Source organism: Sediminibacterium sp. FW305-C-49, assembly GCF_058231085.1.
Window position 1 is genome coordinate 529,806 of sequence record NZ_JBIQXS010000002.1, and the last position, 22,175, is coordinate 551,980.

The window sequence follows — 22,175 nt, forward strand, 5'->3', positions numbered from 1 at the left end:
GCACTAGTTTTTGTTAGGTTGATAAAGGGTTTCTGTGGGTCCGAGATAACTTGGCAGGTTGTTGCCAAAATCGGCTACTATTTTTTGCAGCACCACTGTTGGGTCAACCATCCAGTATTTGATACTGTGTTTTCCCGGCGTACTAATATTGTGCTTGGTTGATTTGATAATAATGTTCTCAGACACCCATTTATTCCAGATACCTGTTCCGGTATTCTTGTCTTCTTTGTTGATACTGATAATCTGCGGTGCTTCATCATCTACTGAAATCGCATAGGATAAACCATTTTCTGTATTCTGTAAATTCAGGGTAGGAGAGAAATAGGCATTAATGGTGAATGTTCCCTTGCTACTTGTATAAATATCATACGAAACAAATGGGCTGCCTGGCCCGGGCTGCTGACTGGCAGCAGCAACGGGCATTACAGTAAGGGCGGAACCGGTTCTGCCTAAATCTGGAATAACTGTCCATGTTATGCCGTTACTGCTATGAATACTTGTATAGTGATCGGCAGCAATAGAAATACCTCTTTGGGAATCCTCATAAAACACATTTCCTTTCACGCCAGACGGAACTGCTGAGCGGAAAGCAATAACAGGTGTTTCATCCTGTGGCACTTTTATTGAGTCTGCGGGGACATAGCGAACCAACGGCATACGTTGTCTGTTGGGTTGCTGCCAGTACGTATAACCAATATGTGTCTGGCTCATCATATGGTTCCATTTGCCATTGTTGAGTCTGTGGTATTCAAGCGTAATCAGTGAATCCTGCTGGTACAATGTTTTTACTTTCTCTGCATACTGATTGGCGATCACATGTTTTTTTGCATAAGCCTGTTGGTTTAATGCTACATGATAGTACATGTCGTAAAGATTACTACAGGCTTTAACAGGATGTAACACCAGTTGAAAAAATGCATCTCTTTTGTCAGCAGGTAATTTTGTATTGATAAGCTCTGCTCTCTGCAAAAGCGCTTTGTATTCAGTTACTACACTTGGCCATTCCTGGTAATTGAAACTATAGGTATTGGCATCAAGGAGCTCAGGTTTCCTTCTTCCATTGTATTTACCATATTTGGTCATGATATCAGCAATCTCTTTGGCGTACTGATTTCCAAATTGAGCACTTGCCCATTGAATACTATATGGTTCAAGATCTTTGGCTTTAATGCGCTCAGGATCCCAGGCATAATCGAGGAAAAAGGAAATGGGATATTCCATGGGTTTGATGTCTCCCACATTTACGATCCAGATTTCTCTGGCATTGTACTGCCATGCAAGGTGCATCTGTTCCCATATTCTTGGTAAGGGGTTGGTATTTACCCACTTGTAATTTCTGGGGCCACCAACATAATCAAAATGATAATAAATACCGTATCCGCCTTTTCTGGGTGCTTCTTTTACACTGGGTAACCGACGGATATTACCCCAGTTATCATCGCATAATAAAAGTGTTACGTCATCAGGCACCCGCATGCCTTTGTCATAATAATCCTGCACCTCTTTGTACAGCGCCCATAACTGGGGTGTTTCACTGGCAGGTTTCTGTGATACATCTGTAATAATTTCTCTCTGGTCTTTTACAATTCTTTCCAGCAAAGCAGTGGCAGTTTGTCTCGACATCGGCTCGTCACCATCACCACGCATACCTACCGTTACAATTTTTTCATTGGTGGCCCTTTTCATTCCGTTGCGCCAGAATTCTTTCAGTTTTGCTTCATTGCTGTCATAGTTCCATTTGCCGGTGCCATGTCTTCTCCATTCATCATGTGCACGCATCAGTGGTTCATGATGGGATGTACCAATAACAATACCATATTTTTTGGCTACTTCAATATTTAGTGAGTCATCATCATAAAATGCATTTCCCCACATGGCAGGCCAGATATAATTTCCTTTTAGGCGAAGAATGAGTTCAAATACCTTTTCATATAGTTTGTGATTGAAGCCACCGAATTGCTCTTTTGTCCAACCCGAAAGGGCCGGAGCTTCATCGTTAATAAAAATGCCTCGGTATTTTACTTTGGGGGCATCGGTAATTGATAGATTTTTCCTGATAAAAACGGTGTTCTTTTTCTCTACAGGAACATCCGCCCACCAATACCAGGGAGATACGCCCAATTGTTTGGAAAATTCAAATACACCAAATGCTACGCCCCTTCTGTCTGCACCTGCAATAACAATTGCATGGCCAACTCCTTTCACAGGACTGCTGATGGTTTGAATATGATAAGCTTCCCATTTATTTAAAATCTGTTTGTTGTTAACCTGCTTTTTTGCTTCCATTGATTGAAGTAAGGCAGAGTGATCAATGGTGCCAAGCAAGATCAGTGTTCCCGCTTTTGCAGGAATGGTGGAAGTGATGTCAGCAACATGACCGGTTACGGCTTTAATATCTTTTTGTAAAAGTGTTGCGGTTAAGTGAACAAGTGGGTCTTCTGATTTGTCGACATAAATAACCACATCCCCTAAGGCAAAACTATTGGGACCTGCTTTTGATGAGAAAATGGCCTGGCCTGTTAATGTAACAGACAGTATAATGCCAAACAGAAGAAGTGTTGTTCTTTTCATACAATAATTTTAAAAACCAATACTGTTACCCCCATCTACAGGTAGTACAACACCTGTTATATATTTTGCAGCATCACTTGCCAAAAAATAAGCAGCTTCACCTATGTCGGTGGGTTGTCCCATTACACCCATTGGTGTTCTACTAAATACTTTTGCTTTTCTTTCAGGATCACTATCCAATGCTTTGGCGGTCATGTCGGAATAAATAAATCCGGGAGCTATCGCATTTACCCGAATACCTTTTGGCGATAACTCAACAGCCATGGCCCTTGTCATACCATCAATAGCTGTCTTACTTGCAGAATAGGCAATTACTTTAGGTAATCCATATTGTGCAGCCATGGAACTGATATTAATGATAGAACCGGTTTCTCTTGTTAGCATATGTTTAACTACTTCACGGCTTATAGCAAATACAGCCGACACATTTGTAGTAAGTATGCGTTGGAACTCTTCATCGGTTACTTCTGTAAAAACTTTTTTCATATTGATGCCTGCATTGTTCACGAGAATATCTATCTTGCCAAAGCGGCTTACAATATCTGTTACCACGGCAGGAATGGAAGAAAGATTGCTCAGGTCGCAACTGATCGCATGCGCGCTGTTGCCTAATTTCTCTTTTGCCAGCGAAAGTTTCTCTATATCACGACCTATAATAATTGTTTCAATGCCATGCTGAACAAATTTTTCTGCAATGGCGAAACCAAGTCCGGAGCCACCTCCGGTAACAACCGCTATCTTTTTATCAGTTGACATAAGCTTATTTTTTATTTTATCGCATACTAATTTCCAGGGGCTAGTGGAAAACGTAGGCTCTTATAATAATCGAGTGTTTTATCAGGTCGCTGGTATTGATCAGGTATGGGTTTTCTACTGAATGTCTGAAAGTACAATAAACAGGCATTCCTCCACCATACCGCTTCGTCATACTGAACATTCAACAACATTTGCACTTGTTCAAATCTTTGCTCGTCAATATACGGCTTGAGTTTACTCCAGGATAGCTGCATTATTTTTACTTTAGCAGCACCGGTATAATAATTATAGCATAACTCATCCCATAATGATCTGCCACTTTTCATTTTGAAAGTCCAGGGAACATGGTGAAACCAGAGCAGGTTTTTTTCTTCACAGGTTTCCATTGTCTCCCATATTTTTCTTGCTTCAGGATGGTATTGTACGAGTGCATTGCTACCGGTAGCTGTTCGGTTAAATCCTATACCAATACTGTCTGCTTTGTGGTAGTACACGGGATTCCAGTCAGGTCTGTTCAGGTTATTCACCCATGGGGCAGGACCATAATGATGACCAGTGCCCATGATATGATGCAGGCCGATTGGATTGGAATATTGTACAAAAATGTCTCTGCTTTCCATCATTAGCTGTGTTGCAGTTTGAAGAAAGACGGAATTGTTCGAATAAGTCATGCGTAACCACTCCTCTGCAATTTTTTCGGAAGTGAGTGAATGATCCCATGCAAGTCGACCAAGTGCATACCAGTTAGCCTGAGCAAACGGATGCCCACACCAGTTAATATCCGTACCAATATTGGCAACACCGGTCATTCCTGTGAGTGTCTGATTTTTATTGAAGCTGCCATCTAATACTTTAGCAACAGTGCTTCCTTTTCCATTTGTATAAGTATCACTATCCAGACATTCTTTAAACAAAGGTCCGAGATAAACAAGGTTGGTGGCTTGTCCGAGGTATTCCTGTGTAACCTGGAACTCCATCATCAAAGGTGTTTTGGGCATGGCTCCAAACATGGGATGGAAGGGCTCACGGGGCATAAAGTCAATCGCTCCGTTTTTAACCTGTACCATTACATTTTTGTTGAAAGCACCATCCAGCGGCACAAATTCATCATAAGCCTGTTTATGTCTGTCAACATTTTTTTCTGCACTATACACAAAAGCGCGCCACATGATAATACCATTAAATGGAGCCACAGCTTCAGCCAGCATATTGGCACCATCAGTGTGAGTTCTTTTATAATCCTGTGGACCGGGTTGGCCTTCACTGTTGGCTTTCACGACAAAGCCACCAAAATCCGGTACGTACTGATAAATCTCTTTTACTTTATCCTTCCACCACTGTCTTACTTTATCGTCTAAGGGATCAGCGGTTTTTAATCCTCCAATTTCAATAGGAGCACTGAACCTGGCAGTTAGGTATACTTTAATACCATAAGGTCTGAATACATCGGCCAATGCTTTTACTTTTTCGAGATAATTTTTTGTAAGAATAGTAGCATTGGCATTCACATTGGTTAGTACAGTGCCGTTAATGCCAATGGAGGCGTTGGCTCTTGCGTAATCTTTATAACGGGGGTCAATATAACCGGGTAGTGTATGCCAGTTCCATAATGAAAATCCGGCATAACCTCTTTCCACCGTTCTGTTCATGTTGTCCCAATGATTCAACATCCTCAGTTTAACTTTCGGCGCAGATACGATCTGGAGATTACTGATAGGTTGTTCGGTTTGAACCAGGCGCAGAAAATGAAATACACCATATAATATGGCTTTGTCTGATTGTCCGGCTATGATGATACGCTTTTGTCCGTTGATGATTTTTGTCAGCAGGATAAATCCTTCTTCACCTGTTTGCGAAGCCCATTCATTTACACCTGTAAGAGCGAGTACTGGAGATGAATATCTGGCGGCAATGATAGAAATAGCAGGTGAAGTAGGGGCGGCTGGTAAAATTTTCTTCAGCAACATAGCTGATAAACCCTTGGCTAATTCTTCTTTGGCAATCCTCATGGTTTCTGACGAACCATCAAAATAAAAATTGCTGATCTGTTGCTGGTAGCCGCTAAGTAATGTTTTATTTTGAACAGGCTGGTAGCGCAACCATAATTCGTATCCTGTTTCAGCTTTCGGCTGGAAATGAATACATATAAGCAAACAGATAAGAAGTGATTTTTTCATGTTATGGCAGCAACTTGTTTGATGATTATTTTTTTCGCAGTGATGAACCCCTGATGATGAGATTCGATCGTATGACAATGGTGTTGGTATGTTTTATGTTTGACAAGCCTTTCAAATGATTAATCAGGTTTCTGGCGGCAATTTCTCCCATATCGATACCCGGATAATCAATGGTACTGAGTTGTGGTTCAATGATTTTTCCAATGGCATCGTTGTTAAATCCAATGATGGCAATATCTTCCGGGATACGAACACCGTGTTCTTTCAGTGTTTGCATGCAAACTGCTGCTGAAAAATCGTTGGTAATAAAAGCGCCATCGGGTAAAGGGTTCATCTTAAGTATTTCCATAGCCGCTTCCACACCGCATTGTTCACTCAGGTCTTTGATGAGTACGTATTTTTTATTGAAAGGAATATTGTTGTCGTACAATGCATCTGCATACCCTTTATGTCGTTGTGCATATACATTTCGTTTGAGGCTGGCCGTTACCAATACAATTCTTTTGCAGCCCTGTTCAATGAGGTGTTGTGTGGCCTGGTAACCACATTTGTAATTATCGATAATCACTTTGGTGCTTTCTCCTTTTTCTTCAACACGGTCAAAGAAGATCACGGGAATCCCTTTTTCTTCAAAAAGAGCATAGTGGGAAAGATCGGCAGTATCGAAAGCAAGAGAGGCAATCAGTCCGTCTACTCTTTTATGAAAAAGGTTGACGGCATTGGAGGCTTCTTTCACCGAACTTTCTGAAGAGTGGGCAATAATCAGGTCATAACCGGCTTCAGTCGTTACTTTTTCGATACCGGCTAGTACGGAAGTGATAAAGTTACTGTTCAATTCATGTACAAGTACGCCGATGGTATTGGTTTTTTGCTTGCGAAGGTTGCTGGCAAAATTGTTATGTCTGTATCCGAGTTCTCTTGCGGTTTCTTGTATCCTTTTGCGGGTATTTTTATTGATTGCAGGATGATCTTGTAAGCCACGACTCACAGTTGCGGATGATAGCTCAAGTTTTTGAGCAATATCATAGATAGTGACTTCTTTTTTCGTTTTCATATTGCAATCGGTTGTATAAAAATCGCAAAAAATAATTAAAATCAAACTTTAGTTTTTATAGCAACAAAGTTTAATGGAGGAAATCAATGCCTGATGGTACTTCAAAGCAGAACTTTTCAAAATTTACCATTTCCTGGTAGACGAAATGCTTATTTGTGTTAAAAAAAAGTATCCCTTTCTCAGCCATCATATGGAATGAAATACCCTGAAAATGCTTTGATATCAGCTATTATGTCACTTTTGTGTCGTTAGCAAATAATTAACGGCAATTTTCAGGACTGAGAGTGGGGCTACTTGTTAGCAAATGAACTTTTGACGATTTTTTAGGGGGATTGGTCCGTTTGTGTTGGCCGGGTTACCAGCCGTGCCTGATTTGGTAGCAGGGAAAAACGGGTTTTTTTTGTAAAAAAATTGCAATCGGTTACATTTTTTGACAATTTCTCCTATATTCGTCTTAGAATGACGGAAAACCGTTCAAATCATGTCTGAAATTGCCTGCTGTTATATGAGAAAGCGGAAACTGCTACACAGTAATTTATGTTCATTATCCCAGAACAGATTCCCTTCCCTTATTACCGTATCGTCAATTTTTGCGGGTTTGTCTCAATTGTACGGAGAAAGTATATGAGCAAGAAAACGGTGTGATTTCTTATCATATAGGAATAAAACTGAAAATATTGAGGGCTCAACCCCATTCAAGTCTGTTCTCAATGCCTGAAAATAGAATTGAATGCTGATTGATTTCTCTGAACAGGGTTGGTTATTAGCATTATAAGGGTCAGTGACAAATGTGGTTTGTTTGTATACTGACTGAGATCGGCAAGGGGAGTTAGGCGTTTACTCTCCTTGCTTTTTTGAATTTGTGGCGCTGTAACCATAACCCCTTATATGCGTTTAAGGTTTCATTCCTCTGGGTGAAATCGCTTGAAAATGAATATTAACGCTTGTTTGTTTTGATACAAAGGTTCTGGCTGATGCTTGCATCAGCGTTGTTTCTAGTATCTTGATCATCATTAATTACTGAAGGAATGTTATTACTAGGTATAGATGTAGGAACTTCTTCTGTGAAGGTGTCAGTTGTCGATGCAGCCACACATCAATGTGTAGCCTCGGCTCATTATCCCGAAACAGAAGCAGAAATCATCACACCATATCCTGGCTGGGCTGAACAGAGTCCGGATCAGTGGTGGGAATATGTAAAACAGGCGATACTGAAATGTAATACTGCCGGAGACTATGATCCGCAAGACATATCAGCTATAGGCATCGCATACCAGATGCATGGATTGGTGCTCATAGATAAGGACGGACATGTACTGCGTAATGCGATCATCTGGTGCGATAGCAGAGCCGTTGATACGGGCAACAAAGCGTTTGATGAAATCGGCAGGGAATATTGTTTGAGCCAACTCCTTAATTCGCCGGGAAATTTTACCGCAAGCAAACTGGCATGGGTCAAAGAAAATGAACCTGCTGTTTATGAAAGGATCAATAAGATTATGTTGCCGGGAGATTTCATTGCATTTAAAATGACCGGTGATATCACCACTACCAACTCTGCATTATCGGAAGGTATTTTTTGGGATTTTAAGAAAGAGGGCTTGTCACCCGATATCATGAACTATTTTGGGTTTGACAATGCTCTTATTCCAACCATACAACCTTTATTTTCTGCGCACGGATATTTGAAAGAGTCTGTAGCTTCACGTTTGTCATTAAAGCAAGGCATCCCGGTTGCGTATAAAGCTGGTGATCAACCCAATAATGCTTTATCACTCAATGTAATGGAACCAGGGGAAGTGGCTGCTACAGCAGGTACTTCAGGTGTTATATATGGTGTTGGCGATGAACTTGGTTATGATCCTTATTCGCGTATCAATAGTTTCGCTCATGTAAATCATAGTGAAGCACTCAGGCGTATCGGTATTCTTTTATGCATCAACGGAACGGGTATTTTCAACCGATGGATCAGAACGGTTACTGGTGCTGCCCAGTCTTATGCAACACTGAATGAAGCTGCTGCATCAGTACCTATTGGCGCAGATGGTTTACTGGCCATTCCATTTGGTAATGGTGCAGAAAGAATGTTGAATAACCAGATCGTAGGGGCACATTTTGAACAGATTGATTTAAACATACATGGTATAGCACATATGGTAAGAGCGGTGCAGGAAGGTATTGCTTTTTCTTTCCGTTATGGTCTTGATATCATGCGCGAAAACGGTATGAATCCGCAGGTTGTACGTGCATCAAAGGCTAATCTTTTTCTGAGTGATGTATTTACAAAAGCATTTGCCGGCGTGAACCAGGTAGCTGTGGAGTTTTATGAAGGTGATGGCAGTTATGGTGCAGCAATTGGTGCAGGAATAGGATCGGGTGTATTTGCCAATACAGCCGAAGCTGCATCAGGTAGAAAAGCAATGGGGCAGGTTACTCCATCTCATACTGGTCTTTATGAAGAACGTTATGGTGCATGGAAAGAATCACTGGAAACAAAGATTGCTGTATTAAAACAGCAGGAAAAAATTCCCGTTCATTAAAACATTTTTATTGTTCATACATTTATTCAAGAATTATGTCAATCGTATTAGGTCAACAAGAGTATTTTAAAGGTATCGGCCAGATCAGGTATGAAGGCGTGGAATCAGATAACCCGCTGGCATATCGTTGGTACGATGAAAATAAAGTGGTGTCAGGAAAAACCATGAAAGAATGGTTGCGTTTTGCCTGTGCTTACTGGCACAGCTTCTGCGGCAATGGTGCAGATCCTTTTGGGGAGCCTACACATATTTTTCCCTGGGACAGCAAAACAGATGCTGTAGAACGTGCAAAGGATAAAGCAGATGCCGCATTTGAATTCATGACCAAACTGGGTCTTCCTTTTTATTGTTTTCATGATGTAGATGCAGTTGATTTTGGGAATGATGTAGTGGAAAATGAAAAAAGATTGCAGGCCATCAGTGAATACTTTGCCCAAAAGCAAAAAGCCAGTGGCATTCAACTTTTATGGGGAACAGCCAACCTGTTTTCCAACAGACGTTATATGAATGGAGCTGCTACAAATCCCGATTTTCATGTGTTGGCACATGGTGGAGCACAGGTAAAAGCAGCACTGGATGCAACCATTGCATTGGGTGGACAAAACTATGTGTTCTGGGGAGGACGTGAAGGGTACATGAGTTTGCTGAATACCAATATGAAACGTGAGAAAGAACATATGGCTCGCTTTCTTCATACAGCAAAAGATTATGCCCGTAAGCAAGGATTTAAAGGTACTTTCTTTATTGAGCCTAAACCCTGTGAGCCAAGTAAACACCAATACGATTATGACAGCGAAACTGTGATTGGTTTCTTACGCCAGTTTGATTTATTGAATGACTTCAAACTGAATATCGAAGTAAACCATGCAACACTTGCCGGACATACTTTCCAGCATGAATTACAAACGGCGGCTGATACAGGTATGCTGGGTTCTATCGACGCAAATAGAGGAGATTACCAGAATGGATGGGATACGGATCAGTTTCCGAATAATATCAATGAACTGGCGGAAGCTATGCTGGTAATTGTTGAAGCAGGTGGCTTTGCTGGAGGTGGTATTAACTTTGATGCTAAAATCAGAAGGAACAGTACCGATGCGGCCGATCTTTTTCACGCACATATTGGTGGTATCGATACCTTTGCTAGGGCACTGGTAGTAGCAGATAAAGTATTAAACCTTTCTGATTACAAAAAAATAAGAACAGAAAGATATGCTTCTTTTGATAGCGGAAAAGGAAAGGATTTTGAAGCAGGTAAACTGAATCTGGAAGACTTAAGAAATTATGCCATAGAACAAGGTGAACCAGCAGTACGAAGTGGCAGACAGGAATACCTGGAGAACCTGATTAATCGTTATATCTGATCAACCTAAACAGATCATACACCTAAACCTGTGATGCGGTTGAAGAAAATTAAACTTCAACCGCATCTTTTGTTTCATACCTAATTGTACATTATGTTAATGCATCAGACCATGCGTTGGTTCGGACCTCAGGATGTGGTTCGTTTGTCGGATATAAGACAGGCAGGTTGTGCGGGCGTTGTAACAGCACTGCATCATATACCTGTTGGAGAAGTCTGGACGATAGATGAAATCAACAAAAGAAAAAAAATGATTGAAGAAGCCGGCATGAGCTGGACTGTGGTTGAAAGTCTGCCGGTTAGTGAAGACATTAAAAAACAGAATGGTCAATACCTTATGCATATTGCGAACTACAAAACAAGTTTGCAAAATCTGTCTGCCTGTGGCATAAAAGTAATCACTTATAATTTTATGCCTATCCTTGATTGGTTAAGAACAGATGTATCTTATTCCATGCCCGATGGCAGTAAGGCCTTGTATTTTAACAGGCTTGCATTTATTGCATTCGATCTCTATCTCCTCAACAGACCCGGTGCAAAAGATGAACATAGTAAAGAAGACCAGGAAGCTGCTGCTGCTCTCTTGTCAAAAATGAGCAAAGAAGAGCAGGAAGCTTTATTCCACAATCTTTTATTGGGACTTCCCGGAAGTGATGAAGCATTTACACCACAACAGGTGCTTGATGCTTTGGAAACTTATGCAGGCATTGATGCGGATACATTAAGACAGCATCTTGTATATTTTTTACAAGAAGTCATACCTGTAGCAGAAGGATGTGGGCTAAAGATGGCCATTCACCCCGACGACCCGCCTTATCCTGTATTGGGTTTGCCCCGCATTGTAAGCACGGAAGCTGATGCTGCTTTCTTATTAGGTGTAGTTGATTCGGAAGCCAATGGATTGTGTTTCTGTACGGGCTCTTATGGTGCACGCGCAGACAATGATATTGTCAGCATGCTTAAACGTTTTGGTGACCGTGTACATTTCCTGCACTTGCGAAATACAAAAAGAGATCCAGCAGGTAATTTTTATGAAGCTGCCCATCTTGCAGGTGATACAGATATGTATGCAGTGATTAAAGAAGTATTGCAAATACAACAACGAAGAAATATATCAATCCCCATGCGACCCGATCACGGTCACCAGATGCTCGACGACCTGAATAAAAAAACATACCCGGGGTACTCTGCTATTGGCCGTTTAAAAGGACTGGCTGAGTTAAGAGGAGTGGAGTATGCACTCAGTAAAATGGGTACATAAAATCCTGAAGTGTATACCATATTTTTGTATATGCGTAATACAACCAAATTAAAAGCTGTTTTACAACATTACCACATCGATCTCTCTATGAATGATCAGGAAATGATGGTTGTAAACCTGTTTCATAAGGAAACCGGTGATGCGATGACTTTTGAAGACAATTCTTACAGTAAGCTCATCAGCAAAGCCTATTCTTACATGAACAAACAATTGAAAGCAACACCCAACAAATCCTAATTTCTTCTTGCAGGTCTTACATTCTTTCCGTGATACACATCAGCAGGAATTTTATGTCCCCAGTAAACCTCGTCGAGTAAAGCATACAAATCCGGGTCATACGCTTTCAGGTCATCGGGCGACTGGATACGGGTATTGCCATCATAAAATTCATAGTTCGACCAGAACCACCATTGCGTGCCTTCTGCCCAATACTCAGCAACCGTATTGATGGCATACTGGCCTTTGTACATTCCCTTTTCTTTTGCATTTGTATAAGCGGTATTGATGCGTCGCAGCATGGCAGTATCCGCTACACGCATGGCACTCATAATATTATGGCTGAATTCATGCACTAAAATATTTTCACCATAATAACGTGTGCCTGCATACCCTAAAATATTTTCTTCGGCACAAGATGTAATAGTACCGCCCATGCCACGGGCTCTTCTGTTCCAGTATTCTCTGTCTGTCATGCTGGCAATACCACCGGGTTTATCGTAGTTTTCTCTTTCTCCGGGAGTAAGGCGGCGATCTTCTTTGGTAGGTTTTTTCCAGTTACTTCTTTCGGGTAGATCCGTTTCCATTTCAGTTTCTGCCATAATCAACAAACGGGCACCCTGCTTTACCAGTGCTGCGCGGATATCGGTACGTTTTAATAACATGTAATTGATGATATCTCTGGCAACCAATAAAGCATCATCAGGTACTTTGTGGGAAGACACAACAGGGATGCCAAATGCATCAGTATATTTTTTGTAAAAACTATCGAGTTTAAGTTCGACTGGCGGTGTCGAGATAACAGCTTGCGAAAAACTTTGAACCAACTTTCGGCGTGGATTCTCAGATGCTGACTGGCAATAGCTAACCAGTGTAAAGCATGTAAGAAAAGAAGAAAATAATATTTTTTGCATAACAACAGGTATCTATGACTCCGAAAATAATAGCTGTTCCTGCAATATGGGTGCTGATAATTAACCATGTGTTTGCAGTTATTGATTAGTAAATGATTGTAATACAGTATTATCTTTCGGTGACGAATGGTATCTCATAAAAAAAAGGGCCCTACGGTGGGCCCTTTCACGCTTAAACTATAAACCCCTATTGAACGATTATTTTTTGACTATAACGGCGTATGCCATCTGTTACCATTATTAAATAAGATCCTTTAACCAGTTTCTTTTGTAATTTGATTTGCCTGTTTACAGGCTCAATTCTATTACCGATAAAAACGGTTCTTCCTGAAATATCAGAAAGCTGAACTGCAACATGCTTTTTTTGATCCATCCACGCGGCGGGTAACAAAATGGTAATTGGACTAGACCCGTTTGATGGATTGGGGTACACCAACATTTCATTGGTCGTATGATCCCTCTTCACTTTTTCTTCTTTTAACAGTAAAGCCATTGATACTACTGTTTCAGATGATGAACTTACTGACGCTGGCTCTCTGATAACGATCTTATCTATAAAGGGAGCATCTGCGCCGGTAGGTCTGAACTCAATACTGTTATTACCCTGAACCAATGCCATTTCAATCGTTTTTATTTTTGGTGACCCTCCTGCAAAACACCAGGCTCCTGAGGTTATAAAACTCTGGGTACTGAATGTCTGCCCGTTTAATGAAACACGCATGTTACGATCGGTACCGGAGATATAGTAGACGTCTACAAGATAATTGCCTGCATTTGCAGTGAGTATATCATTGAAGCGAATAGCATTGCTGGCCGAGGCTCCCATATTTACTAATGCACCGTTTGATGAAGTGGTACAGGCTACGATGGCATTAGAACCGGCTAACTCTGCAGTTTCTGCTTCAAGTGACAAGCCGCTAATCGGGGCTCTTTCCAGTTTTATCTTATCGATAAAAGGAGCATCTCCATTGAAAGGAGTAATATCAATAGTATTGGCACCTCTTTTCAGAATAACTGTGATTTGAAAAATTGCCGGACTGCCATTATTAAAACACCAACCTCCTGATATAGCAGCAGTTTGTCTGGCCAGAACAGTGCCATTCACGATCAATCGGAAAGGCCTAGCCACAGCACTGATATAAGAAACTTTCAACGTATAGGCACCTGCAGATTCGGCGATGATTTGATTAAACCGAACCCCATTGCTGTTTACATTAAAAAGATTCACCTGCTTACCATTGGAAGAAGTGGCACATGTTACGATACTGGCGGCGCCAAGAATAGTAGCATCTTCCGCTTCAAACTCGAGGCGAGCGGAGAGTAAGAGTACATTGGGATCTGTTGTTTCTGGTAATTTTCCTTTACTGGCAACAGCTACTCTGTCTATAGCAACGGAACCACTGGCAATGGCTATTTTTACCGTATGCTCACCTGATGCAAGAAAATAGGTAAGACTTCTTTCTTCGTTAGGATAACTGAAATGGAATTTTTTCCAATACCATTCATACGTATTATTACCCAGGTCGTTCCACTTTCTGAATGGTTCATTGTCAACAGCTATCCATAAACTATTTTCTCCGGTAGCCAGCGCCTGAAGCTTGGCCCAGATATCATATTCGTCGGCTTGTTGAATATTGAAAGAGAAAGAAAGTATTTTGTCAGTTCCTTCTGGCATATCAACACTGCTTATTCCGGCATCACTAGATGCATACGCGCCTCCCTTTGCATTAGCAGTGGTTTTTGTACTCCAGTGAATTCCTTTTGTTCCAGCCTCAGCTTCCTGTATACTAAGAAAATCAGTGGCAGCAAGTCCCCAACGAATTGAAGCTGGTTCGCAATAACCGCTGTCTTTTTTATATTGGTCAAGGTTTTGTGATTCACTAACAATCGCAATCTGGTCGAGTAGTATATTAGAGTTGGGAAATTCGAGCGTAAGTCTGTGTTTACCTTCTCCCAGATCATAAAATCTTGGTACCTGAAACCAGGCGAATGTACTGCTGTTGAAGGGGGTGATCTGTTCGGTTGTTTTTCCATCCATTCCAAAACGCAATGAAGCAGTACCACCGGAAGAAGAGGAACGTATCCAGATGCGGTAAGTGCCGGCATTTGCAAGATCGAAATTAAGTTGAAGCTGTTTTGCAATAGTAGTAGCTCCGGGTAGGTTGTCATCACCTCTGATATAAAATCCATTTGAAGCATTGGTATTAGACAATACATTCCATTTGTTCCCCAGGTTGTCGTTGCATTCTGCTTCGAATATCAAAGTATTCGAAGCGGTTGCAATAAAAGGCAAATCAAGACCCAGGTTATTCGGACACTCCATAGTTGACTCATCAATAGAAGGCACAGACTGATGGCTTTTATAGAACTCGCCAATATTGGTAAGTGAGCTGTCTGCATTAAAATAGTAAGCTGGCTCTACCTGATTTTGTGCATTGGCAGGATTGGGTTGAAAATATGCATAACGCTCTACAAACCTCAACGTGTCGAGATAAGGCAAGGCAAGGCGTAAAAAAGCTTCCTGTGTGGCATTCCCCCTGTTTGGATTGGCATTAAATTCTGTAATCCAAACCGGAATCTGATAAATGCGATACACATTCTCGAGATAACTTTTGAAGCGGTTGAAAATTTGCTCAGCACTTGCATTCGGACTACTTGCCGGATTGCTTCCCCAATCGTACCAGTGTACGGCAACAAAATCGAAACGAACATTTTTTTCTTTGGCAATTCTTGCAAATTCCAATAACCAGGTAGTAGGTCCGTTTTCTCTGGGTGCAGGTGATCCCAGGCGAACACCAACCGACATCAGGTTTTCATAATAAGCAACGGCAACACCGGGCTGACAAAGATTGTTGAATTGACCTGATTCGCCACTGCAGTTATCTGATTCATTAAAGCCAAGCAGATGTGTGATTTTCTTCTTTCTTATCAACTCATTGATGGAGGCAGGCGATGCTGCACCTGAACCCCAAGCCATGGGCACATACTCATAATTTGGTTGAGAGTTGCTTCCTAATCCCCAATTATAATACCATCCTGCATCCAATTGTGGATAGGCATATCCTGTTCCTTTCTTTGTAACCCAGTTCCAGGGTATTACCCTGATAAAACTGATATTACCCTGAAGTGCTACATCAACCATATTCACAGTAAGGTCAGCTTCAGAAGCAATGTATACTTTACTTTTACCGGTGCCATTACTGTTGATGGCAACGGTTGCCATGAATCCTCTTTTCAGGATAAAAGATCCTGTACTATTATCCAGCCCACCTGGAATGTTAGCGCCACTATAAATAATGTCTTCATTTAAACCTGCTGAGTTCCCTTGCTGGTTGGCAGCTCCGAAAATGGTTAGCGTTTTAAAGCTGGCAGCATATGGACGAATCAGAGAGCCGGTTTGATAATATTGTTGTACACGAAAATGATGATCAAGACTACCGCTTGCATTCTGCACCCAAATATTTCCAAGTCTTTGTTGCAGTTGATCAGGGTTTTGTTGATGTATATACACCCATGAAGCAGTATCCAGAAAATTCAGTATCAGTTGATTTGAAAAAGTACCGGAACGGAAATGAACTGTGCTTTCCTTCGTTGCAGATAAAACACCGGCAGTTATGCTGCCATCCTGTATATCTAATTGGGTATTAACTAAAGTCAGCCCTTTCTGTGCACAGGCAAAAACAATATTTCCGCTGGCAGTTACATTACCCGATTCGATGAACATATTATAATCTATAGGAAGCCCGGGTGTTAAGGAACCTTCTTTAGGATGTTTATCAGATACCGTATCCTGTTTGCCACGACAAATTGAATACGGAAAGGAATTGGAACCGGGTAAACATACCGGTTCAGTAGGGGACTCTGTTTTCCCTTTTGCTTTGCCAGGAGGATTTGGTTTTTCATTGCTGAGTCGCCAGTTGTTTTCATTGAAAAAATCAGCATTTATTTCACCAGTCCAATACAAATACCTTGATGATGCATTGCAAGGATTTTGTGCATTAGACATGGATAAGCCTGCGCCGATAAAGAAAAGCAATAGCAGGCTCCGTACACAATTTTTGTTGAATGAGGAATGCTTTTTCATAGCAAGCTGTTTTTGGAGTTTGGTATCTTCAAATGTATTTTCCTATTCAGAAATCATAGAGGGAGTAGCAGGTCATAAAAGAGGCTTATTTGTTTTATTTCTCATAAAGCTGCGTATCTGAGAAATATAGACAGGATATAGAATGGAAATTTTCATTTGCAACAATTACGCCTCATCATTGAACAGATTGTTCTTTAGACAGACCTGATGTTGAACTACTTTCATCACGCAGATGTAAAAGATGAAACAGATCAACACAGAAACGCCATCATCTTTCATAAATATTTCTCTGCTAAATCACTGTATCACTTAAAATGAGCTATATGAACAGAAATATTTTATGTCTATGTATACTGTTAGGGATCACTAATGTGGGTATTACACAAATCCGGGTGCCATCTTTCTTCAATGACCACATGGTGTTGCAGCAAAAAGATTCTGTTTTTATTTGGGGTACCGATCTGGCAAAAAAAACGATTGTTGTAACCGGTAGCTGGGGTAAATCTTCCTCTGTCATTGCAAATGATAAAGGGGAATGGCGCCTAAAACTTGCCACAACAGAAGCAGGCGGCCCATATACTTTACGTATAAAGGGGAGTAACGAGTTATTGTTTCGGGATGTATTACTGGGCGAGGTTTGGTTTTGTTCAGGACAGTCAAATATGGAAATGCCGATCAAAGGTTTTGCCGGACAACCTGTAATAGGAAGTAACGAAGCCATTTTGCAATCGGCAAATAAACAGATCAGATTTTTTAATACACCTAAAACGGCTGTGCTGAACCCTGCAACAGATATCAAAGGATCGTGGAAGCAGGCAGAACCTTCAGCTACAGGAAATTTTAGTGCAGCAGCTTATTTTTTTGCAAAAAAAATTCAAGGTAGCCTGGGAGTGCCTGTAGGTATTATTCAGTCTGCATGGGGAGCCTCAACAGTTGAAAGTTGGATGGATCGTATGTCGCTGGCTTCATTTCCGCACAATATTATTCCAGATACTTTACCGGCTATTACCCCTAATAAAGTACCAACCATCATGTTTAATTCCATGCTTTCACCCTATATCGGATATACAATTAAAGGAGTGCTTTGGTACCAGGGGGAAGGCAATAGAGAAAACGCGTACGAATACCAGTCGCTTTTTACATCTATGATCAGTTTGTGGAGGAGTAAATGGAAACAGGGCGATTTTCCTTTTTATTTTGTACAAATTGCTCCATTTGAAGGAGGGAAAGTCAATGCCGCTTTTTTAAGAGAAGCTCAACTCAAAACAATGCAAACTGTTCCGCAAACGGGTATGGTGGTTACATTGGATATAGGAGACAGAACCATTATTCATCCATCTCAAAAAGAACAGGTAGGCAATAGATTGGCTTATTGGGCTCTGGGAAAAACCTATGGTATGAAAGGCATTGAATATAGCGGCCCTGTTCTTAAAAATTATAGCAGAACAAACGATGGCCGTATGCTGTTACATTTTGAGTACTGTGAAAACGGATTAACCAGTTTCGGAAAAACCTTGTCAGGGTTTGAAATAGCGGGCGAAGACAGCGTTTTTTATCCAGCTACTGCTTTGATTGACAGGGATAACCCAAAATTGATTCGTGTATGGAATGATAATATCAAAAAACCAATAAGCGTTCGTTATGCATTTAAAAACTGGACGGAAGCTTTTTTGTTTAATACCAGCGGATTGCCAGCCTCCTCTTTCAGAACTGATACATGGTAAGCGGATATGTCAGTCTTGAAAATATTATATACCAGTAGCTTTAGGAGCTTATTATTTGAATTGAATCACCCTCTTTTTTGACAAACCTGTCCCGGACATTTTTTACAGCTACATATAAATTTGAAATTTAATACCATCTGAGGGTAATTAAATATTCGGAAACTCAGTTAGTAACGAATCATGCCAACAGCTTACCTATGAAAAAAATATCTTTTTTGTTTTGTCTGCTTTGTATTGGCACAGCCCAATATACATGGTCGGCCAACTACTATATCAATTCTGCAAAAGGCAATGATAGTAATACAGGAACCAGTATTGCGTTTGCATGGAAATCGGTGGCGCCACTCAAAAATATTTTACTTCAACCCGGTGATTCCATTCTTTTTGCAGCAGGATTAAAGTATTCAGGTATGTTAACGTTGGAAAATGTGAAAGGAACAGCTCAACGCCCTGTTACTGTTACCGCGTATCCTTATCTTAATGATACAACAAAACCTGTTCTTGATGCAGCGAGTGATCTTAATTCTCTCCTGATAAAAAATTCTTCTCATATTCATGTTGCTCATCTGTCATTTACGGCCATACAACCAATTTCAGGTGAACGTCATTCGAAGTCAGAGATGCGATGTGGTATTCTCGTAGAAATAACCAAGGATGAAGTATACGAGGATATTATACTCAACGATGTGATGGTGCATGATGTATATTATCATCAGCCTGGTTTTGCACGAACAGCTGCTGAAACCAAATCGGCGAATGGTACGCAGAGTTATGGATGGGGGATACGATTTATCAATCATGCTGAGAAAGGCAGATTACAAAAGATCCAGGTAACAGCCGCAACAATTTATAATGTATGTCATACCGGCTTAAAATTTACTGCCCGAGCAAAGGGTATAACAGATGTTGAAATAGATCACAATGAAGTATACCAGACAGGAGGCCCTGGCATGCAATTTTCAGGGGTAAGTGAAGCTCATATTCACCATAATAACATTCATCATTCCGGATCAACCCGTGATAGCAGAAACTGGGGCCGTGGCAGCGGTTTATGGACCTGGAGTTGTTCTGATATACTGATTGAGTATAATCGGTTTGAAAATGCAAATGGGCCAGGAGATTCAGCAGGTGTACATATTGATTTCAATTGTAGTCACGTAATTATACAATACAACCTGAGCGCAAATAATGCAGGAGGTTTTTGTGAAATATTGGGTAATAATTATAACTGTGCTTACCGATACAATATCAGCATCAATGATGGTTACCGTATAAAAGGTGTAAATGGAGCGTTTCAGGAAGGGAAAATTTTCTGGCTAAGTGGTTACCAGGGAGATAAACTAAAACCAACGGGTCCATTCAATAGCTACTTCTATAATAATACCATTTATGTGGCTAAAGGGATAATTCCAAAAATAGCAGTAAGCTCAACTGCCAAAGGAATGCTGATCATGAATAATATATTTTGTTTTGAAGATTCTGCTATTCAGGTAGCCGGAGATCAGTTTAAAACGGATGCTAATATGGATCAGCTTAATAATGCTTTATTCAGGAACAATCTCTTTTTGCATAGGAATAACTGGCCCGCTGCATCATTGCTTCAGGATATAGCGCCTGCAATTGCTGACCCGGGTTTTCTAAAGAAAGGTGGACTTGCTCTAAAAGATTATACACCGGGTAATAAAAAAGTAATTACTGATAAAGGTCTCGAAGTTTCGCTGATACCGGGTGATACACTTGGGTTAAAAAAAGGGCTGAAAATGAAGACAGATATTTTGGGCAATAAAATAAAAGGTAAACCCGATATAGGTGCGATTGAATTGCAATAGTAAAAAATATACACAAGTAATGATTCTTTATTGACCAAACAGATGATTGATATTGAAATACACACCATGGAAAAGACAAGAACTCCGTATCAAGGAAACCCTGTAAGTGAGGTGTTCTATAAAAAGCGATCACTGTATTTAATACTGATGTTAGGGTTATGCTTTTTATGTTTTATAACTGTAAAGGCCCAACCTAAACCCAATATCATTATCATGCTTATTGATGATGCTGGTTATACAGATTTTGGTTTTATGGGGTCTAAAGATTTACAAACTCCCCGGTTGGATGAACTGGCGAGTACATCAGTTCGTTTTACTGATGCGCATGTTACGGCAACTGTTTGTAGTCCATCAAGAGCCGGATTACTCACCGGCCGTTACCAGCAACGCTTCGGGTATGAGTGTAACGAAGGAGATGGATACACAGGTATTGATACAAAACAAATATTGATGCCCGAACGACTAAAGACTGCGGGTTATAAGACTGCGGCTTTTGGTAAATGGCACCTGGGTTTTAATCCAGATCAGCATCCTTTAAGCATGGGATTTCAATATTACTATGGCTTTCTAAGCGGTGGTAGGAGTTATTTTTTCAAACCCGAGAAAGATGACCGCGTTGGTGCAAAAAATGCGTTGATTGAAAATCAGCAACAGGTAAAATTTGAAGGATACCTGACAGATGTTTTAGGAGAAAAAGCGGCTGATTTTATTCACCAAAACAAACAACAACCATTCTTTATGTACTGGGCCCCCAATGCAGTCCACACACCGATGGAAGCCAGTCAGAGCGATATGGAAAAATTTAAAGGGCATCCCCGTCAAAAGCTGGCAGCCATGACCTGGGCATTAGACAGAGCAGTTGGTACTATTATTGACGCATTGAAACAGGAGAACCTGCTCGATAATACATTGATTTTTTTCCTGAGTGATAATGGAGGAGCGCATAATAACCAGTCGGACAATTTTCCTTTGAAAGGATTTAAAGGAAACAAATATGAGGCAGGTCACCGGATTCCTTTTCTCGTGCATTGGCCTAAACAGTGGAAAGGGGGGAGTCGTTTTGACAGACTTAGCTCTTCGTTGGATATATTTCCAACAGCGCTGGAAGCAGCAGGTGTTAAAAACAAGGAAACTGATTTACTAGACGGAGTGAGCTTGGTTCCCTACCTGAAAAATGAAAACAAAGGTTCGCCACATGCTCAGTTGGTATGGAGAAAAGATGCGGCGGCGGCTGTCAGGTGGAACCAGTACAAATTAATTCAAGTCAGGGGACTTGGAGACAAAATGTATGACCTGAATAGTGATCTGAGGGAAACCAACGATATTAAAGACCAAAAGCCTTCGATTTATCAGTATATGAAAAAAAGATTAAGTGAGTGGGAGAAAGATAAAATAATGCCTCTATGGACAGAAGGTGCTGTATGGGATAGTATTACACAGATGATTCATGAGGATCTGATGAGTAATAAAAAAGTAAGGGTAAAAAATCCGGAAGAACTGGAACAGTTTCGTTCAATGAAAAAGAAGAATTGAATTCGATAAATCAAACAAAAAATGTTTACAAAACAAAAACAGCAAAGAATAGCCAAGCATAATCAGCGGCTGGGAATAAAACTGGCAATAATTTATCTGTTATTGATTCTTTTATTTATTTTTCTGATTGTTTTAATATAATACCCTTAGCAA

The 22,175-nt window shown here is 40.7% G+C and carries 13 protein-coding genes; 7 read left to right on the plus strand and 6 right to left on the minus strand.

Annotated features, from left to right (window positions below; genetic code table 11):
• Nucleotides 1-3 precede the first annotated feature (3 nt).
• Genes ACH3Z1_RS09725 through ACH3Z1_RS09740 form a run of 4 tightly spaced genes read right to left on the minus strand, consistent with a single transcriptional unit; the run spans nt 4 to nt 6,558 of the window.
• Nucleotides 4-2,571 carry a glycosyl hydrolase 115 family protein gene (locus ACH3Z1_RS09725; protein WP_490821735.1) on the minus strand — a complete coding sequence of 856 codons (2,568 nt, stop codon included), beginning with the start codon at nt 2,569-2,571 and terminating at the stop codon, nt 4-6.
• Between the two features lie 9 nt (nt 2,572-2,580).
• Nucleotides 2,581-3,327 carry an SDR family NAD(P)-dependent oxidoreductase gene (locus ACH3Z1_RS09730; protein ID WP_490821736.1) on the minus strand — a complete coding sequence of 249 codons (747 nt, stop codon included), beginning with the start codon at nt 3,325-3,327 and terminating at the stop codon, nt 2,581-2,583.
• A 26-nt stretch (nt 3,328-3,353) separates the two neighbouring features.
• Nucleotides 3,354-5,504, minus strand: a complete 2,151-nt coding sequence (locus ACH3Z1_RS09735; protein ID WP_490821737.1) for an alpha-glucuronidase family glycosyl hydrolase — start codon at nt 5,502-5,504, stop codon at nt 3,354-3,356.
• A 25-nt stretch (nt 5,505-5,529) separates the two neighbouring features.
• Complete coding sequence (locus ACH3Z1_RS09740) at nt 5,530-6,558, minus strand: LacI family DNA-binding transcriptional regulator (protein WP_490821738.1); 1,029 nt, start codon at nt 6,556-6,558, stop codon at nt 5,530-5,532.
• Nucleotides 6,559-7,586: 1,028 nt separating this feature from the next.
• Between ACH3Z1_RS09740 and ACH3Z1_RS09745 the strand changes: the two genes are divergently transcribed.
• The 4 genes from ACH3Z1_RS09745 (at nt 7,587) to ACH3Z1_RS09760 (ending at nt 11,959) form a co-directional block, all read left to right on the plus strand.
• On the plus strand, nt 7,587-9,098 hold the full coding sequence (locus tag ACH3Z1_RS09745; protein ID WP_490821739.1) for a xylulokinase: 1,512 nt from the start codon (nt 7,587-7,589) through the stop codon (nt 9,096-9,098).
• 35 nt (nt 9,099-9,133) lie between these two features.
• Complete coding sequence (xylA, locus tag ACH3Z1_RS09750) at nt 9,134-10,462, plus strand: xylose isomerase (RefSeq protein ID WP_490821740.1); 1,329 nt, start codon at nt 9,134-9,136, stop codon at nt 10,460-10,462.
• A gap of 93 nt (nt 10,463-10,555) precedes the next feature.
• Nucleotides 10,556-11,722 carry a mannonate dehydratase gene (uxuA, locus tag ACH3Z1_RS09755; RefSeq protein WP_490821741.1) on the plus strand — a complete coding sequence of 389 codons (1,167 nt, stop codon included), beginning with the start codon at nt 10,556-10,558 and terminating at the stop codon, nt 11,720-11,722.
• A 30-nt stretch (nt 11,723-11,752) separates the two neighbouring features.
• The gene (locus ACH3Z1_RS09760; protein ID WP_490821742.1) at nt 11,753-11,959 is read left to right on the plus strand and encodes a hypothetical protein; all 207 of its coding nucleotides are present in this window, start codon (nt 11,753-11,755) and stop codon (nt 11,957-11,959) included.
• Here ACH3Z1_RS09760 and ACH3Z1_RS09765 read toward each other — a convergent pair.
• Together ACH3Z1_RS09765 and ACH3Z1_RS09770 are read right to left on the minus strand one after the other, a co-directional pair.
• Complete coding sequence (locus tag ACH3Z1_RS09765; RefSeq protein ID WP_490821743.1) at nt 11,956-12,852, minus strand: hypothetical protein; 897 nt, start codon at nt 12,850-12,852, stop codon at nt 11,956-11,958. The two genes, ACH3Z1_RS09760 and ACH3Z1_RS09765, sit on opposite strands and share 4 nt — an antisense overlap.
• Nucleotides 12,853-13,039: 187 nt before the next feature.
• The gene (locus ACH3Z1_RS09770; RefSeq protein WP_490821744.1) at nt 13,040-16,936 is read right to left on the minus strand and encodes a glycosyl hydrolase; all 3,897 of its coding nucleotides are present in this window, start codon (nt 16,934-16,936) and stop codon (nt 13,040-13,042) included.
• A 323-nt stretch (nt 16,937-17,259) separates the two neighbouring features.
• Between ACH3Z1_RS09770 and ACH3Z1_RS09775 the strand changes: the two genes are divergently transcribed.
• From ACH3Z1_RS09775 to ACH3Z1_RS09785, 3 genes are all read left to right on the plus strand, one after another.
• Entirely contained in the window at nt 17,260-18,660 is a 1,401-nt protein-coding gene (locus ACH3Z1_RS09775) for a sialate O-acetylesterase (protein ID WP_490821745.1), read from the plus strand.
• Nucleotides 18,661-18,857: 197 nt separating this feature from the next.
• Nucleotides 18,858-20,489, plus strand: a complete 1,632-nt coding sequence (locus tag ACH3Z1_RS09780) for a right-handed parallel beta-helix repeat-containing protein (protein WP_490821746.1) — start codon at nt 18,858-18,860, stop codon at nt 20,487-20,489.
• A 147-nt stretch (nt 20,490-20,636) separates the two neighbouring features.
• Entirely contained in the window at nt 20,637-22,022 is a 1,386-nt protein-coding gene (locus ACH3Z1_RS09785; protein ID WP_490821747.1) for a sulfatase-like hydrolase/transferase, read from the plus strand.
• The last annotated feature ends 153 nt before the right edge of the window (nt 22,023-22,175 follow it).

Bases quoted from the DNA above. Each gene is read 5' to 3' on its own strand.
- ACH3Z1_RS09725 (WP_490821735.1), bottom strand. From the start codon at position 2,571: ATGAAAAGAACAACACTTCTTCTGTTTGGCATTATACTGTCTGTTACA.
- ACH3Z1_RS09730 (WP_490821736.1), bottom strand. From the start codon at position 3,327: ATGTCAACTGATAAAAAGATAGCGGTTGTTACCGGAGGTGGCTCCGGA.
- ACH3Z1_RS09735 (WP_490821737.1), bottom strand. From the start codon at position 5,504: ATGAAAAAATCACTTCTTATCTGTTTGCTTATATGTATTCATTTCCAG.
- ACH3Z1_RS09740 (WP_490821738.1), bottom strand. From the start codon at position 6,558: ATGAAAACGAAAAAAGAAGTCACTATCTATGATATTGCTCAAAAACTT.
- ACH3Z1_RS09745 (WP_490821739.1), top strand. From the start codon at position 7,587: ATGTTATTACTAGGTATAGATGTAGGAACTTCTTCTGTGAAGGTGTCA.
- xylA (WP_490821740.1), top strand. From the start codon at position 9,134: ATGTCAATCGTATTAGGTCAACAAGAGTATTTTAAAGGTATCGGCCAG.
- uxuA (WP_490821741.1), top strand. From the start codon at position 10,556: ATGTTAATGCATCAGACCATGCGTTGGTTCGGACCTCAGGATGTGGTT.
- ACH3Z1_RS09760 (WP_490821742.1), top strand. From the start codon at position 11,753: ATGCGTAATACAACCAAATTAAAAGCTGTTTTACAACATTACCACATC.
- ACH3Z1_RS09765 (WP_490821743.1), bottom strand. From the start codon at position 12,852: ATGCAAAAAATATTATTTTCTTCTTTTCTTACATGCTTTACACTGGTT.
- ACH3Z1_RS09770 (WP_490821744.1), bottom strand. From the start codon at position 16,936: ATGAAAAAGCATTCCTCATTCAACAAAAATTGTGTACGGAGCCTGCTA.
- ACH3Z1_RS09775 (WP_490821745.1), top strand. From the start codon at position 17,260: ATGAACAGAAATATTTTATGTCTATGTATACTGTTAGGGATCACTAAT.
- ACH3Z1_RS09780 (WP_490821746.1), top strand. From the start codon at position 18,858: ATGAAAAAAATATCTTTTTTGTTTTGTCTGCTTTGTATTGGCACAGCC.
- ACH3Z1_RS09785 (WP_490821747.1), top strand. From the start codon at position 20,637: ATGTTAGGGTTATGCTTTTTATGTTTTATAACTGTAAAGGCCCAACCT.